The organism is Bradyrhizobium amphicarpaeae (genome assembly GCF_002266435.3).
Taxonomy (GTDB): Bacteria; Pseudomonadota; Alphaproteobacteria; order Rhizobiales; family Xanthobacteraceae; genus Bradyrhizobium; species Bradyrhizobium amphicarpaeae.
Genome location: NZ_CP029426.2, coordinates 1,085,585 through 1,103,280, shown reverse-complemented (window position 1 = coordinate 1,103,280; position 17,696 = coordinate 1,085,585). Strand labels below are relative to the sequence as shown.

The window sequence follows — 17,696 nt, the reverse complement described above, 5'->3', positions numbered from 1 at the left end:
TCGTTGAATAGTCCCTCAATGAGTATGGTTAATTTTCCCTGTTGCGTTGATTGGGCACCTATATCCCGGGTGCATGGCGTAGAGCGAAGAGTAACCCCTCAGCCTGCGGCACTTGGAATGAAAGCTGGGGATCATGCTTGACTATAGTCAGCCGATAGATCGGGCGAGACCCGAGCCCTCGCAACAGAAGTCTCAGGCCGGCTTCAACGTGCTGGAGCTCGCCAATTTGCTCTGGCGGCGCAAGATCGCGATTGCCGCGGCTGCCCTGCTCGGCGCAACGCTTGCCGTCACCGTGGGCAAGAGCCTGACGCCACGCTACACCGCCACCGCCCAGCTCTATGTCGATCCGCGCGAGCTTCAGCTCGTCGATCGTGAGCTCACGCCGCGCGCGCAGGACGTCTCCGGCATGTCCATGGTGGTGGAGAGCCAGGCGCGGCTGATCACCTCCAACAGCGTGCTGCTCAAGGTGATCCAGCAGGCGGGTCTCGACAAGGACCCGGAATTCGGCGGCGGCGGTGACGGCCAGAGCCTGATGTCTTCGGTGCTCGGGCTGATCGGCCTGCACCCCCGCGCGCCCTCCGCTGCGGACAACAAGGAAGTGCAGCTTGCGGCGCTCGAGGCGCTGAACCGGCACATCACGATCCGCAAGACCGAGAAGAGCTTCATCGTCGACATCGAGGTCTGGTCGACGGACCCGGCGAAAGCGGCAATGCTCGCCAACACGCTGACCGATGCCTACCTCGCCGAATCCCGCAACTCGCAGGCTTCGGCCGCACGGCGCGCCACCAACGATCTCTCCGGCCGCCTCAAGGAGCTGCGCGAGCGGCTGCGCAATGCCGAGACCACGCTCGCCACCTACAAGGCCCAGAACAATTTCGTCGGCACCCAGGACGCGCTGATCAGCGATCAGCAGCTCTCCGCAAGCAACCAACGGCTTTCCGCGGCCCGCGCGGCGACGATGGATGCGCAGGCGCGGCTCGACCAGATCGAGGCGAGCCGCCGTACCGCCGCCGATGCCGGCGCGAACACGGAAGCGCTGCAATCGCCGACGATCGCGAACCTGCGCGCGCAATATGCCGATGCGCGCAAGAAATATGCCGAGCTGGCCGGCGAACTCGGGCCGCGCCATCCGGCGCTGCGCCAGACCGAGAAGCAGGTCGAGGATCTCAAGCGCACCATCAGCGAGGAGATCGACCGCTTCGCCCAGTCGGCCAAGAACGATCTGACGCGCGCCCGCGATTATGAGGCCTCGCTCAACCGGGCGATGGAAGCGCAGAAGCGGCAGAGCGTGCAGCTCAGCCAGGCCGCCGTCCGCCTGCGCGAGCTCGAGCGCGAAGCCGATGCCAGCCGCGACGTCTATCAATCCTTCCTCAAGCGCTCGCGCGAGACCGAGGAGCAGGAGACGCTGAACACCTCGGCGGCCCGCATCATCGGCGAGGCGACAGTGCCGCAGCGGCGCTCGTTCCCGCCCGCCATGAGCATGTTTGCCATGATCGGCTTCATCTTCGGCGCGCTCGCGGCGTCGAGCTGGTTTGCCGCGGCCGAACTGCTGCTCGTCGGCGCGACGGCGCCCGGACCAGTGCGCCGCGCGGCCAAGCCGGCGCCGGAGAGGACGCGCACTCCCGAGGTATTGCCGGCTCCGGAAGCGCCGCAGCCTCCCCAGGTTTCGTCCCTTCCGGAAGTGGCGCAGGACCTGCCCGAACTTGCCGCGCCATCGCTGCAGCCTGCGATGGTCGAAAAGCCCCTGATCGAAAAGCCGCTGATCGCGCGGCTCCAGGAGGCCGACGTCATCCACACGCTCGGAGCCATTCTTGCCACCGGCGGCGGCGTCGACCTCACCCGGCTGGGCTGGCCGACATTGCGGCCCGGCTTTCCCCTGACGAAACTGCTCAACGCCTGGCGCGACATGCGCTCTGCCGTGGCCCGGCGCGCCGGCGACAAGGCGATGCCGGTCATCGCGATCGTTGGCACCGGCGAGACCAGCGGGCGCAGCGTGAGCGCGCTGAATTTCGCGCTTGCGGCGGCACGCGACGGCGTCCGCGTGCTGATGATCGATGCCGACCATCAGGCCCACGCGCTCTCGAACAAGGTCAGCCGCCCCGGCAAGAGCGAGCCGAGCCGGCTCGGCTGGCTCTCGATCGGCAGCAAGGCCGCCCGCGAGATCAAGACTGTCAACGGCGTTTCAGTGCTGCCGGTCGGCGAAGGTGACGCCGGCAAGGCTGCCGACGCGATCCGCAAGGCGATTGCGCAGGCGCGCGCCGCAGGCGGCTATGACCTCGTGATCCTCGACGGCCCCGCGATGCCGCTCTCGGCCGGCGGCCGCAAGCTTCTCGACGACACCGACGCGCTGGTGGTGGTGCTGCCGACCAGCCTCGACATCAACGACAGCCTGGAAGAGATCCTAACCGCGCTGGGCCGCGCCGAGCGCAAGCTCGTCGGCGTCGTGCTCGACGAGCTCACCCCGGCACTCCAAACGCGCCAGCGGAGCAGACAATATGCTTGAGCGCCGCGTCAACATCGACGGACGGGCAGCAACGGCCGAGGTGCCGCGCATCACCGTCGGCGGCCTGCGCATGGCCGCGATCGATCTGGAAGCGACCGCCGATTTCATGATCGAGGCGACCGATCCCGACAATCGCATCGGCCGCCCCTTGTTCCTGACCTCGGCCAATGGCGAGGTGCTTGCGCGCTGCTCGACGGAGCCGCAGACCGAGCGCCTGTTCCGCGCCGCCGACCTGATCAACGCCGACGGCCAGCCGCTGGTGGCGGCCTCGCGGCTGCAATCATGGTTTCCGCTGCCCGAGCGCGTCGCGACCACGGACCTGTTCCACGTCGTCGCGCGCAAGGCGGAGGCGGTGGGCCGCACCTTCTACATGTTAGGCGCCAGCGAGGCCGAAAACATCGTGGCCGTCGCCAACGTCCAGAAGATGTATCCGGACCTCAAGATCGTCGGACACAGCCACGGCTATCTGCGAGGCGAGGCGCTGCGCGCCAAGGTCGAGGAGATCAACGCGCTGGCGCCGGACTATCTGTGGGTCGCGCTCGGCGTGCCCAACGAGCAGGCATTCGTGGAGCAATTCACGCCGCACCTGACCAATGTTGGCGTGATCAAGACATCGGGCGGCCTGTTCAACTTCTTGTCGGGCAGCCGTTCCCGCGCGCCGCGATGGATGCAGAAGATCGGACTCGAATGGGTCTGGCGCACCCTGCTCGAGCCGCGCCGGCTGTTCTGGCGCTATTTGACCACCAACCCCCGCGCGCTCTATCTTCTCTTCAGCCGCAATAAACCCCTCCGCTAAGAGAAGAAGACATGACCGACCGACCGACCGTCCTCGTCACTGGGGGCGCGGGCTATATTGGCTCGCATGCCTGCCGCGCATTGACCGCCGCCGGCTACCAGCCCGTCGTTTATGACAATCTCTCGACAGGTCATCGCAGCTTCGTTGCCGGCCCGCTGGTGACGGGCGATCTGCTCGACGGCACGGCGCTGGCGCGCGCCTTCGCCGACCATGAGATCACGGCGGTGATGCATTTCGCCGCGGCGAGCCTGGTCGGCGAGTCCATGGTCGATCCGCAGAAATACTACATCAACAACGTGCAAGGCACGCTGTCGCTGTTGCAGGCGATGCGCAACGCAAACTGCCGGCGCATCGTGTTCTCCTCGACCGGCGCCGTCTACGGCAATGCCGATTCCAAGGAGCTGCCAGAAGACTTTCCCTGCATGCCGATCAATCCCTACGGCGCATCGAAATTGATGATCGAGCGGTTGCTCGCCGATTACCGCTCGGCCTACGGCTTCGGCGCGTTCTGCCTGCGCTATTTCAACGCCAGCGGCGCCGATCCCTCAGGCGGCATCGGCGAGCTGCGCGACAATGAAACCCACCTCATTCCCCGCGCCATGATGGCGCTGCAGGGCCATGTCGACTTCGCGGTGTTCGGCGACGACTACGACACGCCCGATGGAACTGCGATCCGCGACTATATCCACGTCACCGACCTCGCCGCGGCGCATGTCGCGGCCCTGAAGCTCCTGGAGGGCGGGCATGCCGGCGGCAGCTTCAATCTCGGCACCGGCGCCGGCTTTTCCGTGCGCGAGATCCTGAACGCGATCAGGCAGGAGACCGGCCGCGAAGTGCCGCACACCGTCAAGCCGCGCCGCGCCGGCGATCCCACTTATCTGGTCGCGGATCCTTCTGCGGCGAGAAAGGTGCTGAACTTCGTGCCTGGCCATTCCGACCTGGCTACCGTCATCCGTACCGCCTGGGCCTGGCACCAGAAGGCGCATCCGTTCAGGCAGCGTTAGCCGATCAAGGCGCCCGCGTCTTGCTCCAGCGGCAGCGGACTGCACCCGCGGCCGTCAGACGACAGCGCGCTTCAGTCGTGACGCCGCGGCTTCCGTGGCGGCAACGTCCAGCTCCGGCTGGAGCGGCGGGGCAATCGGCAGGACCATCGGCCGCAGCAGCTCGGCCATCTGCCTGGCCGGCAGCGGTTTCGAGATCAGGAAGCCCTGCATCTCGTCGCAGCCATGGGTGCGCAGGAATGCCTCCTGCTCGGCGTTCTCGACGCCTTCGGCGACCACGGTCATGCCGAGCGCCTTGCCCATGCTGATGATGGCCTGCGCGATCGCCTGGTCCTCCGAATCCTGCGGCAGGTCGCGCACGAAGGAGCGGTCGATCTTGATGGTGTCGATCGGGAAGTGCTTCATCAGCGACATCGACGAATAGCCGGTGCCGAAATCGTCGATGGCGAGGCGGATGCCGCGACTCTGGATGGCATCGAGCACCTTGAGCGCGCGGCCGACATTGCGCATCATCATGCTCTCGGTGACTTCGAGCTGGAGCAGCACCGGCGACATGCCGCTGGCCGCCAACGCCTCGTCGACGTCCTGCAACAGATGCTCGTCGGCGAACTGCCTCGGCGACAAATTGACCGCCATCGACAACGGCAGCAGGCCGCGGCGCTGCCACGCCATGGCCTGCGCGCAGGCTTCCCTCAGCACCCAGCGGCCGATCGGCACGATCAGGCCGGTCTCCTCCGCGAGCGGGATGAACTGAGCCGGCGAGATGTTGCCGAGATCGGGATGCGCCCAGCGCAGCAGGGCTTCCACGCCGGTGATCTGGCCGGTCGCCATGTCGACCTTGGGCTGGTAGTTCAGCGAAAACTGCTCGCGCTCCAGCGCGCGGCGCAGCGCGCTCTCCAGCGACAGCCGCTCGATCGACTGCGTCGTCACTTCCTTGGAGAAGAAGCGGTAGCCGTTCTTGCCGTCCTCCTTGGCCAGGTACATCGCCATGTCGGCGTTCTTGGTCAAGGTCTGCGCGTCGGAGCCGTTGGCCGGATACATCGCGATACCGATCGAGGCCGTGGTGTGGCACTCGTGTCCGGCCAGCTCCATGGGCTCGGCGAGTGCCGCGAGCAGCCCGGTCGCGATGCGCTGGACGTCGCCGATCTCGCCGCACCGGTCGAGGATCACCACGAACTCGTCGCCGCCGAGTCGCGCCACCACATCGCTTTCCCGAAGCGCGCCGCGCAAGCGGTTGGCGACTTCGAGCAGGAGCAGGTCGCCGGCCTCATGGCCGAGCGAATCGTTGATGACCTTGAAGCGGTCGAGATCGATGAACAGCACCGCGAAGCGATGATCATGGCGTTCCGCCGTGTCGATCGCTTCCCGCAGGAGCCCGTTGAAGGTCTCGCGATTTGGAAGATCGGTCAGGCTGTCATGCGAAGCCAGATATTCGATCCGCTCGTCCGCCTCGTTCTTGGCGTCGGCGCGATCGAAATTCTCCATCGCAAAGGAGACGTTGTCGGCCAGGCGCTGCAGCAATTCGACGAACTCGTCCGTGAAGGATCCGGCCTCGGTCGACATGTAAATCATGACGCCGACAGCCTGGTCGTGCGTGACGAGCGGAAATGCCGCCCCCGATCGCGCGCCGTCGCCGCGCACGACGGCGTGGAAGGCACGGACACGATCGTCGTTGAGGTAGTCGTTGCTGATGCAGGGTCGGCGCGTTCGGAACGCGGTGCCGCTCATTCCGCGTCCTTCGGGCCGCTCCGGATCGACGGAGAGACGGACGTTGCGCGTCGTATCGGCGGACGGCCCGGCGGCAGCGACGATTTCCAGCTGGTCCGTGCCGGGCCTGGCCAGCGCGATCGTGGTCGAGGTGAACTTGGCGCCGTTCGATACCGCATGACACACGAGTTCGAACATTTCGGCGCGCGACTTCGCGCGCATGATCGCCTCGTTGGTCGCGCTCAGGGAGGCGAACATGCGCGTCAGGCGTTCCTTCTGCGCCTCGGTGCCGGCCTTTTCCTCGGCACGCTCGAAATTGTCGAGGGCGAAGGAGACGTTTTCGGCAAGGCGCCCGAGCAGTTCGACCAGATCTGGCGTGAACGTGTTCGCCTCGGGTGCGAGGAAAAGCAGAATGCCGATCGGTTCCTGGCCTGCTTTCAGAAGCGGAAAGCAGGCGGCGGCCCGCGTTCCATCCTCGACCGCCCTGGTCCGCCAATAGGCCGATCGCGGCTCGTTCAGATAGTCGTTCAGGACGCTGGGCCGGCGGGCCCGGAGCGAGGTGCCGATGATCCCATGGCCTTCGGGATGGTCGACGGAAATGATGCAGGTCCGTCCAACCATTTGCTGCTGGAGCCGCCCCTTCACCGCGACAACGCGAACCAGCTCCTGTTCCTTGTCGATGATGCCGATCGTGGCCGACGCGAACACGTCACCGAGGACGGCCGCCTTGCACGCCGCCTCGAACAGGTCTTCGCGCGTCTTGGCTCGCATGATCGCTTCGTTGGTTGCGCTCAGCGCTTCGAACATTCCGCTCAGGCGGTTGCGCAGCTTGTCTGCCCGCGCCCGCTCCTCCGCGCGGTCGAAGCCCTCCAGCGCAAAGGCGACATTGGCCTGCAGCTTGCGCAGCAGCTCGACGAATTCGGGTGTGAACGTGCCGCATTCCGGCGAGTTGAACAGGAACACGCCCTCGACCTGATCGCCGTTGAAGAGCGGCAGGGCCGCGGAGGACGCTATTCCGTTGCGGCGCGCGCTGGCATGCCACGGCGCGATGCGTTCGTCGGCGAGCACGTCGTTGCTGACGGCGGGCTGGCGCGTGCGGAACGCCGTACCCGTCAGTCCGCGCCCCTCCGGCACATCCTCGGAGATCGAGAACTTGAAGTTACGAACCTGGTCAGCGTTCGGCCCGTAGCAGGCGACGACACGCAGCAGCTCGGCGTCACGGTCGACCATGGCGATGTTGGCCGACGTGAACTTGGCACCCTTTGCCGTCGCCTCGCAGACGAGATCGAACAGTTCTGCGCGGGACCGCGCCCGCAGGATCGCCTCATTGGTGGCGCTGAGCGCCGCATACATGCGCGCCAGCCGCTCCTCTTCGGCGGTGATTTTGGCCTTCTCGGACTCGCGGTCGAAATTCTCGATTGCGAACGAGACGTTTTCCGCCATCCGAAACATCAGCGCGACGACTTCTTCGTCCTTGGCCCACGAGCTGCTGATGAAGGACAGCATGACGCCGACGCTTTGCCCATGCTTGATCAGGGGAGCAGCGACACAGGCTGCGACGCCAGTGTTGACGTTGGCTTGCTCCCAGGGCGTGCCCTTGGTGCGGCGGGGCAGATCGTCCTCCAGGCATGGCTTTTGCGAGCGAAACACTTCACCTGAGATGCCGCGGCCATAGGGACTGTCCGGATCGGTGGAGTACCGGGCCTGAGCGACCAATTCCAGATTCTTGCCCGTGCCGGCGACAGGTTTCAGCCAATCGGAATCCTGTTCCTTCAGCAAGATGAAGGTCGCGAGCGACTTCCCTCCGTGGACGGAGGCGTCGCACACGAGTTGATACAGCTCCTGCTCGGTCTTGGCGCGCAGGATGGCCTCGTTGGTGGCGCTGATGGCGCCGTACATCCGGTTGAGCCGCCGCGCCGTCCGCTCGCTGGTCTGCCGCGCGGTCTCACGCGCGAAATTGTCCAGCGCATAGGAAATGTTGGCCGACATGCGCTCGAACAGCGACACCATCTGGTCGCTCAGCGAATTCGGATCGCTGCGGGTCACCAACAGCACTCCGACACATTTGCCGTCGCAGAGCAGTGGCAGCGCAGCGACCGCGCCTACGCCAGCCGCAGCCGCCCCCTCGCGCCAGGCCAGCGAGCGCGGATCGTTCAGATAATCGTTGCTGATGCACAGCTTCTGATCGCGAAACGCCTCGCCCCCGACGCCAGCCCCTTCGGGCCTGCCGGCTTCCGTGGAAATCATGATGGAACGCAGACGCGCGGCGTCGTCGCCGCAGCCCGCCGCAAAACGAAGCCGTCCGCCGTCCTGCCCCACCAGGAACACGGCAACGGCCAAGAAATCCCCACTCGAAAACCCGGCGTCGCAGACCCTCTGGTACAGCTCGTCCGGCGATTTCGCGTAAAGGATCGCTTCGTTAATGGCGCTCAACGCCGCAAAGGTGCGCGCGAGTGTCGTCGACACATCTCAACTCCCGGGCATTCTGCCTATTTGTCCCGGGTAACTTTATGAGGGGCCATCGCCTAAGTGGTCGTTATCGCGCGCTGCAAACAATCGATCAAAGTGAACGAGCTGCGAATGACCCGGGCAAAACCATCGAAAATACCGTCGCACGGAACGAATCCTCAGCGAGAGGCGCGGCCTCTTTGCGAATTTGCAGCCCTGTATTGGTTTACGAGAGATTGATATCGCAGCTGCGCTTTGAGACGATGGCCTCCAACTATCAATGCCCGCCAAGGGCAAGGACCTCCGGGGAAACGCCATGCCGATCGTCACGGCCGATCGCCTCACGCGCGTCAGCGCCGCCCTGCTCCGCGCCGCCGGCGCCTCCGAGGAAGAGGCCGACGCCGTCGCGGCCGGCTGCGTCAACGCCAATCTGGCCGGCCACGATTCCCACGGCGTGATCGCCGTTCCCACCTATATCGATCGCATCAAGGTCGGCCACATCGTTCCCGGCGCCAAATGGACCATCGTCCAGGAATCGCCGACCACGACCGTGATCGACGGCCATTGGGGCTTCGGTTTCCACGTCAACGCCAAGGCGATGGCGCTGACGATCGAGAAGGCCAGGACGGCGAATGTCGCGGCCTGCACCGTGTTCCGGCAAAGCCATGTCGGCCGCCTCGCCGCCTACCCCTTGATGGCGATGCGCGCAGGCATGATCGGGATTGCCACGGCGGACTCCGGGCGCTCGCCGAAACATGTCGCCCCGTTCGGCGGCAAGGAGGCACGGCTCGGCACCAACCCGATCTCGATCGCGGTGCCGTCCGATCTCGACGCGCCGTTCTACCTGGATATGGCGACTTCGGCGGTGGCGGCCGGCAAGATCCAGCTCGCGGTCGCGCGCGGAGAAGAAATCCCGACGGGCTGGATCATCGATGCCGACGGACGGCACACCACCGACCCGACGCAATACCGCAAGGGCGGCGCGCTGCTGCCGCTCGGCGGCACCGAGGGCTACAAGGGCAGCGGCCTCGCCGCCATGGTCGAGGTGCTCTGTGGCCTGCTCACCGGCCTCGGCTTCGGCGTCGAGCCGACCGGGCGGCACAACGACGGCTGCTTCATGGCGGTGTTCAACGTCGCCGCCTTCCGGCCGCTGCAGCAGTTCAAGCGCGAGGTCGCCGAGTTCGCGCATTATCTGAAATCGACACCGCCGTCCGAAGGCAGCAAGGGCGTGTTCTATCCCGGCGAGATCGAAGGCCTGCGCGAGCAGCAGCGTCTCCGCGACGGCATCGAGATCGAGGATGCCACCTGGGAAAAGCTGCGCGCGCTGGCGCGGGAATACAGGCTCGACACCGTCCTCGATCTGGCCTGACGGCATCAGGAGAACAGCAGCATGACGAGACAGATGGTCCTGGTCGGCTTCCTCCAGGCGCAGAATTGCACCAATCTGCCGAGCTCCTGGCGGCATCCGGACTCGCGCGCCGATTCGATGTCGGCGGACTATTATCAGGAGATCGCCAGGATTCTCGAAGCCGGCAAGTTCCACATGGCCTTCTTCGACGATCGCCTGGCGATGCCGGACCGCTACGGCAACGATCACGCCCATACCGTCGAATACGGCATCCGCTGCGTGAAGATGGATCCGTTGATCGTGCTGACCACGATGGGCATGGTCACCGACAAGCTCGGCCTGGGAGCAACCTGCTCGACCACTTACTACGAGCCGTTCGACGTCGCTCGCCGCTTCGCGACGCTCGATCTGATGTCGGGGGGACGCGCGGGCTGGAACGTCGTCACCTCGCTGAATGACGGTGAAGCCCTCAACATGGGACGCGACTCTCACCCAGAACACGATTCCCGCTACGACAAGGCCGACGAGTTCATGGAAGTCGTGCTCGGTCATTGGGACACCTGGGAGGACGGCGCCCTCATCATGGACAAGCAAAGCGGCCGTTTTGCCGATCCCGCCAAGGTGAAGCGGCTCGATCACAAGGGACCTGCCTTCAAGTCGCGCGGGCCGTTCACCGTGCCGCGTTCGCAGCAAGGCCATCCCGTGATCATCCAGGCCGGGGCATCGGGCCGGGGCCAGCGCTTTGCCGGGCGGTGGGGCGAGGTGATCTTCACCGCCGCGCGCAACCTTCAAGGCGCCAAGGACGGCTACGCGTCCGTGCGCAACGAAGCCGCCAAGGCCGGTCGCGACCCTGATGAGATGTTCCTCTGCAATTTGACGACGCCGGTCTGCGCTGCCACCAAAGCCGAGGCCGAAGACAAGATGGCGCTGATCAACAAGCTGCCGTTGCAGATCGACGCACTGTCGCTGCTTGCCGAAGCGCTCAATTATGATTTCGCCTCCAAGGATCTCGACGAGCCGCTCACGACGGACGAGTTGAAGAGCATGCAGGGCATCCTGGGCATCCGCGACGGCGTGCTGAAGAATTCGGGCAAGAGCAATCCGAGCGCGCGCGACTTCGTCACCTTCTCCGGCCGCGGCCAGGTGCAGGACGCCATGGTCGGCGGCCCCAGGGAGATCGCGGACAGGCTCGAGGAAATGTTCGTCGAGCGCGGCTGCGACGGCTTTGTCATCGCCGCGACCTACGTGCCCGGCTCCTACGCCGATTTCGTCCAGCATGTCGTGCCGGAGCTGCAGCGCCGCGGCCTGTTCCAGAAGGACTATGCCGGCAAGACATTGCGGGAAAACCTGGGGCTCAAGCGTCCGGCGGCCGGTGCCTGGAAGGTGCAGCCGCGCGATGCTGCGGAATGATGGCAAGGATAGAACATGCGCTGGCTGAAATTCACCGCCTCGGGCAAGACGTCCTGGGGGATTATCGAGGGCGACAAGGTCATTGCGGTCGACGGCGATCCCTTCGGCGAATGGCAACGCAGCTCGCGCACGCATCCGCTTGGCGACGTCAGGATCGAGCTGCCGCTGATCCCGCGCACCTTCTATTGCGTCGGCCTGAACTATCTGAAGCACCTGAAGGAGGCCGCTGACAAGCGCGGCGAAGTGCCGGCCGTCCCTGACAGGCCCGAGATCGGCTATCGCGCCCAGAACGCGCTGATCGCACATGGCGAGGACGTGGTGATCCCGTCCTTTGCGACGGAGAAGATCCACTACGAAGGCGAGCTCGTCGTCGTCATCGGCAAGAAGATGAAGCACCTCACCGGAGCGAACGCGATGGATTGCGTGTTCGGCTACACCATCGGCAACGACGTCAGCGAGCGCAGCTGGCAAAAGGCCGACCGCAGCCTGTGGCGCTCGAAGAACGCCGACACGTTCAAGCCGATGGGGCCGTGGATCGAGACCGAAGCCGATCTCGAGAAAATGGAAACGATCGTCCGGGTCAACGGCACGGAAACCAACCGCTTCGCGACCGCCGACATGATCTTCGGCGTGGTGCCGTTCCTGGTGGAGCTGACCAAGTATTTTACGCTATGGCCCGGCGACGTGATCTGGATGGGCACGGACGGTGCCTCGCCCGACATCAAGCATGGTGACGTCGTGGAAATCGAGATCACGGGGGTCGGGACGTTGCGGAACAGGTTTGTGCGGGAGGGACAGTAAGCAACGGTGCCGTAGGGTGGGCAAAGCGAAGCGTGCCCACCGCGTTTGCGATTGAAAGATGGTGGGCACGGCGCTGTGCGCCTTTGCCCACCTACGGCAGTGGTGCAAGCCACTCAAAACGGCAGCGCCACGCTCGACTTGATCTCCTTCAACACCACGTTGCTGCGGACATGGCGGATGCCGGGGATGCGGAACATGAACTCGTCGAGGAATTTGTTGTAGGCCGCCATGTCCTGCACGACGACGCGCAAATGATAATCGGCATCGCCCGTGGTCGCAAAGCACTCCAGCACCTCGCGCCGCTTGGTCACCCGCGCAACGAATTCGTCGACGAATTTGGCGTCGTGCCGCTCCAGCGAGACGTGGAGGATCGCCGACATCGCAAAGCCCGCCTGCTCACGCGAAACCAGCGCGGCGTAGCCCTGGATGATGCCGGCTTCCTCCAGCGCACGCACCCTGCGCCAGCAGGCAGAGGTGGACATGCCGACCTCGTCCGCCAGTTGCTGGTTGGTGGCACGCCCATCCTTCTGAAGATGAGCGAGAATCCGCACGTCCTGGTCTTCAATCATGGAAACCCCCGGTTTGATAAAATCTGCCAAAAATGACCATGATATGCAAAACCCTACCTCAATTATAGGCGACATCGGATGAATAGGTAAGACCTACCAGCGGCCCAGGCATAACCTTGCATCATTCGGCAGGATGCCGCGCGAGGTCCGCCATGGATGCCGTTCCGTCACTCGACACGTACGAACTCTCCGACCGCTACGATCGCAAGGAGGGTCGCGTCTTCCTGACGGGAACGCAGGCCATCGTCCGCATCGCGCTGGATCAGGTCAGGCGCGACCGGGCCAGCGGCCTCGACACCGCCGGCTTCATCTCAGGCTATCGCGGCTCGCCGCTCGGCGGCATCGACCTCGAGCTCTGGCGTATCCAGCAGCGGCTCAAGCAGGACCGCATCGAATTCCTCCCCGCAGTGAACGAGGACCTCGCCGCGACCGCGGTGCTCGGCTCGCAACAGGTGGAGACGCAAGGCGATCGCGAGGTCGATGGCGTGTTCGGGCTCTGGTACGGTAAAGGTCCCGGCGTCGATCGTTCCGGCGACGCGCTCAAGCACGGCAATGCCTACGGCTCCTCGCCGCATGGCGGCGTGCTGGTGGTCGCCGGCGACGACCACGGCTGCGTCTCCTCCTCGATGCCGCACCAATCCGACGTCGCCTTCATGAGCTGGTTCATGCCGACGCTACATCCGGCAAGCGTCAGCGAGTACCTCGAGTTCGGCGAATATGGCTATGCGCTGAGCCGCTTCTCCGGCATGTGGGTGGGCTTCAAGGCGATCTCGGAGATCGTCGAATCCGGCGCCTCCGTCGCGCTGCGCCCGCCGCGAAGCTTCCGCACGCCGGACTTCACGCCGCCGCCGGAAGGCCTGCACTACCGCTGGCCTGATTTGCCGGGTCCGCAGATCGAGGAGCGGCTGGAGGCGAAGAAGCATGCGGTCTACGCCTTTGCCAAGGCCAATCCGATCGACCGTCGCATCTACGACATTCCGGATGCCACCTACGGCATCGTCACCACCGGCAAGGCCCATCTCGATCTGATGGAGGCACTGCGGCTGATGGGTCTTGACGAAGCCGCCTGCCGCAGCATCGGCATCGACGTTTACAAGGTCGGCATGGTCTGGCCGCTGGCGCTGCATGACGCCATGGATTTCGTGAGGGGCAAGCGCGAGATCCTCGTGGTCGAGGAGAAGCGCGGCATCATCGAGAGCCAGTTCAAGGAATATTTCTACGACTATCCCGGCAGCAAACCCGAACGCATGGTCGGCAAGCACGACGAAACCGGCGCACGGCTGATCTCCTGGATCGGCGAGCTGTCGCCCCGTGCACTGGCCGGCGTGCTGGCGCGCCGGCTCGACCCGATGTTTCCAGGCCTCAATCTGGCCGCGCGCGCAGCCGCGCTGATGCCGGAGGCCGCACGCACCATCAACGTATCGGGCGCAACGCGCACGCCCTATTTCTGCTCAGGCTGCCCGCACAACACATCGACGAAGGTGCCTGAAGGCTCCAAGGCGCTGGCCGGCATCGGCTGTCACTTCATGGCAAGCTGGATGGACCGCGAGACATCGTCGCTGATCCAGATGGGCGGCGAGGGCGTGAACTGGGCGGCGTCGTCGAAATTCACCGGCCGCAAGCACGTCTTCCAGAATCTCGGCGAAGGCACCTACTACCATTCCGGTTCGATGGCGATCCGGCAGGCGATCGCGGCCAAGGCCAACATCACCTACAAGATCCTGTTCAACGATGCCGTCGCGATGACCGGCGGTCAGCCGGTCGACGGTCCCATCAGCGTGCAGGCCATCGCCCACAGCGTCCGCGCCGAGGGCGTGACGCGCATTGCGCTGGTGTCGGACGATCCCGCACAGTTCTCGCCTGCGGACCTGCCGGCCGGCGTCACCCTTCATCCACGCGAGGAGATGGATGCCGTGCAGCGCGAGCTACGCAATATTCCCGGGGTCTCGGTCCTGATTTATCAGCAGACCTGCGCCACGGAGAAGCGGCGCCGGCGCAAGCGTGGACAGATGGCCGACCCCAAGCGCTTCGCCTATATCAACGATCTCGTCTGCGAAGGCTGCGGCGACTGCTCGGTGGAATCAAACTGCCTCAGCGTCGAGCCCAAAGAGACGCCGTTCGGCCGCAAGCGGCAGATCAATCTCTCGGCCTGCAACAAGGATTTTTCCTGCCTCAACGGCTTCTGCCCCAGCTTCGTCACCGTCGAAGGTGCGACGCGCCGGACGAAGAGCGCAAGCCAGATCGACGCCGTTGGTCGGGCCGCGACACTTCCCCTGCCCGCTCCCGCAACGCTCGATCGGCCCTACGACCTGCTGGTGACCGGCGTCGGCGGCACCGGCGTGATCACCGTTGGCGCGCTGATCGGCATGGCCGCGCACCTGGAGCGCCGTGGCGTCTCGGTGCTCGACTTCACCGGCTTTGCGCAGAAGTTCGGGCCAGTGCTGAGCTACATCCGCCTCGCCTCGAGCCCCGAGGCGCTGCATCAGGTCCGGATCGACCAGGGCGCGGCCGATGCGCTGATCGGCTGCGATCTCGTTGTCAGCTCCTCGCCGAAGGCGTCCGGTACTTACCGCCGCGGAACGCGCGCCGCCGTCAACACAGCGGAGATGCCGACCGGCGACGTGGTCCGATTCCGCGACGCCGACCTCGCCTCCCCCGCCCGCCTGCGCGCGATCGGCCAGGTCATCAGCGAGGGCAATCTCGGCACCATTGATGCCAACGCGCTGGCCGAACGGCTGCTCGGCGATGCCGTCTACGCCAATATCATCATGCTCGGCTTTGCCTGGCAGCGCAGGCTGGTCCCGATCTCGCTTGCGGCGCTGCTGCGCGCGATCGAGCTCAACGGCGTCGCAGTCGAACGCAACAAGCAGGCCCTTGCCTGGGGCCGGATCGCGGCCGCTGATCCCGACCTCCTGAAAACGGAGGATGCGCCCAAGGCCGAAACGCTCGACCAGCTCATCGACCGTCGCGCCGACTTCCTGACCGCCTATCAAGATGCCGCCTATGCCGCACGCTACCGAACGACCGTCGCAAAAGTCCGCAATGCCGAGACCGTCCTGAACAGCGAGGCTCTGACCGAAGCGGTCGCACGCGCCCTGTTCAAGCTGATGGCCTACAAGGACGAATACGAGGTGGCGCGGCTGCACATGCAGAGTGGATTCCTCGATGAGCTGAAAAGCGAGTTCGAGGACGGCTTCAGCGTCCGGTACCACCTCGCACCGCCATTCCTGCCGTCGCAGCGCGACGCGCGCGGCCGGCCACGCAAGCGCGCCTTCGGCCAATGGATCCAGATGCCGCTCGCCCTCCTCGCGCGGCTGAAGGGATTGCGCGGAACGCCGTTCGATCCGTTCGGCTACGCCCGGGAACGGCGGACCGAGCGCGAACTGATCACATGGTATGAAGCCCTGATCGAACGGATGCTCGGCGAGCTCGGCAGGGCGCGTCTTCCGGATCTCGTCGCGATTGCCAAGGCGCCGATGGAGATCCGCGGTTATGGCCCGGTCAAGGACGCCGCGATCGGGAGGACGAAGACCGAGGTCGAGCGCTTGTTTGGCGAACTCCAAACGTCGTCGCCGCCAAAGATGCGCGCCGCCGGTTGACGCGGAGCCGGCGAGGCTTCAGCCTCCATGCTTGGGAGGGCGCCCTAATGGCTGCCCGCCAAGAGAGTGACGCATCATGGATTTCGACCAATTGACCCTGGGCCAGGCCGCAGCCGGCGTCCGCGCCGGGACCGTCACGAGTACGACCCTCACGACGGAGGCTCTTGCGCGCGCCAAGTCCAACGCCGATCTCAATGCCTTCGTCACGCTGGACGAGGACGGCGCCCTGAAGGCCGCAGCGGCATTCGACGCGACGGGCGACAAGGACAAGCCGCTCGGCGGCGTGCCCGTCGTGATCAAGGACAACATCGAGGTCGCGGGATTGCCTTGCAGCGCCGGCACGCCCGCCCTCAGAGACTACGTTCCAAAGGCCGATGCGCCGGTCGTGGCAAAGCTGCGCGCGGCGGGCGCGATCATCATCGGCAAGACCAGCATGCACGAGCTGGCCTTCGGCATCTCCGGCTACAACTCCGCGTTAAGGACCGGCGCCGGGTTCGGCGTACGCAACGCCTATGACCGCACCCTGATCGCCGGCGGCTCCTCGTCGGGGACCGGCGCTGCGATCGGCGCGCGGATCGTCGCCGGCGGGCTCGGCACCGACACCGGTGGGTCGGTGCGCGTGCCCGCCGCGCTGAACGGATGTGCCTCGCTGCGCCCGACGGTCGGCCGCTATCCGCAACAAGGCATCGCCCCGATCTCGCATACCCGTGACACAGCGGGCCCGATGGCCGCGACCATGGCCGACGTCGCGCTGCTCGATCGCGTGATCACGGGTGGCGCGGCGGTCGCACCGGCCGACCTGAAGCAAATGCGGATCGGCATCGTGAGGACGATGTTGACCAATCTCGATGTCGACACCGAAACCGCTTTCCAGGCCGCCATCGTGCGGATGAAAGCACAGGGCGTCACGGTCGTTGAGGTCGAGATGCCGCAGCTCGCCGAGCTCAACGGCCAGGTCGGCTTCCCCGTTGCGCTGTATGAAGCCTATGACGACATGGTCGGATATCTCGCCCACACCGGCACAGGCCTCACCATCGAAGCGCTGGCGATGGAGATTGCCAGCCCCGACGTGAAGGGTACCTATGACGGCCTGGTGATCCCGCGCAAACTGCCGGGTCCGGACGATACGCTGCTCGATGCAAGGCCGATCTATGACGCGGCGATCAAGACCGCGCGACCGGCGCTACAGGCGCTCTATGCCACGACCTTCGCCGATCATCGGCTCGACGCCATCGCTTTCCCGACCACACCGCGTGTGGCAATCGCTTCCAATCCCGACTCCAGCAGCCTCGAAAACTTCGGACTGTTCATCCAGAACACCGATCCCGGCAGCAATGCCGGCATACCTGGAATCCAAATCCCGATCGCGCTTGGCGCTACCAGCAAATTGCCGATCGGGCTCGAACTTGACGGCCCCGCTGGCAGCGATCATCGCCTGCTTGCGATCGGCATGGCGCTCGACGATATTTTCAAGCGGTTGCCCCCACCGACTTCCTGAACGCGCAATGCGAAGC

The 17,696-nt window shown here is 65.3% G+C and carries 10 protein-coding genes; 8 read left to right on the top strand and 2 right to left on the bottom strand.

Going from position 1 to position 17,696, the window contains the following annotated elements; all coding sequences use genetic code 11:
• The first annotated feature begins 133 nt into the window (after window positions 1-133).
• From CIT40_RS05325 to galE, 3 genes are read left to right on the top strand one after another with little or no spacing between them, the layout of a single operon-like run.
• Window positions 134-2,503 (top strand): exopolysaccharide transport family protein, encoded by a 2,370-nt coding sequence (locus tag CIT40_RS05325; protein WP_094894758.1) that lies wholly within the window; start codon window positions 134-136, stop codon window positions 2,501-2,503.
• A complete protein-coding gene (locus CIT40_RS05320; protein WP_094894756.1) occupies window positions 2,496-3,299 on the top strand; it encodes a WecB/TagA/CpsF family glycosyltransferase in 804 nt (267 codons plus the stop codon). The genes CIT40_RS05325 and CIT40_RS05320 overlap by 8 nt, the downstream gene beginning before the upstream one ends.
• Before the next feature lie 11 nt (window positions 3,300-3,310).
• Window positions 3,311-4,303 carry a UDP-glucose 4-epimerase GalE gene (gene galE, locus CIT40_RS05315; protein WP_094894754.1) on the top strand — a complete coding sequence of 331 codons (993 nt, stop codon included), beginning with the start codon at window positions 3,311-3,313 and terminating at the stop codon, window positions 4,301-4,303.
• A gap of 54 nt (window positions 4,304-4,357) precedes the next feature.
• Here galE and CIT40_RS05310 read toward each other — a convergent pair whose 3' ends face one another.
• The gene (locus CIT40_RS05310; protein ID WP_094894752.1) at window positions 4,358-8,473 is read right to left on the bottom strand and encodes a sensor domain-containing phosphodiesterase; all 4,116 of its coding nucleotides are present in this window, start codon (window positions 8,471-8,473) and stop codon (window positions 4,358-4,360) included.
• A 298-nt stretch (window positions 8,474-8,771) separates the two neighbouring features.
• Between CIT40_RS05310 and CIT40_RS05305 the strand changes: the two genes are divergently transcribed.
• The 3 genes from CIT40_RS05305 to CIT40_RS05295 are packed head-to-tail and all read left to right on the top strand — an operon-like array spanning window position 8,772 to window position 12,014.
• Entirely contained in the window at window positions 8,772-9,824 is a 1,053-nt protein-coding gene (locus CIT40_RS05305) for an Ldh family oxidoreductase (RefSeq protein WP_094895145.1), read from the top strand.
• Between the two features lie 21 nt (window positions 9,825-9,845).
• A complete protein-coding gene (locus tag CIT40_RS05300; protein WP_094894750.1) occupies window positions 9,846-11,213 on the top strand; it encodes an LLM class flavin-dependent oxidoreductase in 1,368 nt (455 codons plus the stop codon).
• Window positions 11,214-11,228: 15 nt separating this feature from the next.
• Window positions 11,229-12,014, top strand: coding sequence for a fumarylacetoacetate hydrolase family protein (locus CIT40_RS05295; protein WP_094894748.1), 786 nt, complete (start codon window positions 11,229-11,231; stop codon window positions 12,012-12,014).
• Window positions 12,015-12,127: 113 nt separating this feature from the next.
• On the opposite strand, the gene CIT40_RS05290 is transcribed toward CIT40_RS05295, so the two are convergent.
• A complete protein-coding gene (locus CIT40_RS05290; protein WP_094894746.1) occupies window positions 12,128-12,583 on the bottom strand; it encodes an Lrp/AsnC family transcriptional regulator in 456 nt (151 codons plus the stop codon).
• Window positions 12,584-12,735: 152 nt separating this feature from the next.
• Here CIT40_RS05290 and CIT40_RS05285 point away from each other — a divergent pair, with 152 nt between their 5' ends.
• The gene (locus CIT40_RS05285; protein WP_094894744.1) at window positions 12,736-16,182 is read left to right on the top strand and encodes an indolepyruvate ferredoxin oxidoreductase family protein; all 3,447 of its coding nucleotides are present in this window, start codon (window positions 12,736-12,738) and stop codon (window positions 16,180-16,182) included.
• Window positions 16,183-16,258: 76 nt separating this feature from the next.
• The gene (gene iaaH, locus CIT40_RS05280) at window positions 16,259-17,680 is read left to right on the top strand and encodes an indoleacetamide hydrolase (protein ID WP_094894742.1); all 1,422 of its coding nucleotides are present in this window, start codon (window positions 16,259-16,261) and stop codon (window positions 17,678-17,680) included.
• Window positions 17,681-17,696 lie beyond the last annotated feature (16 nt).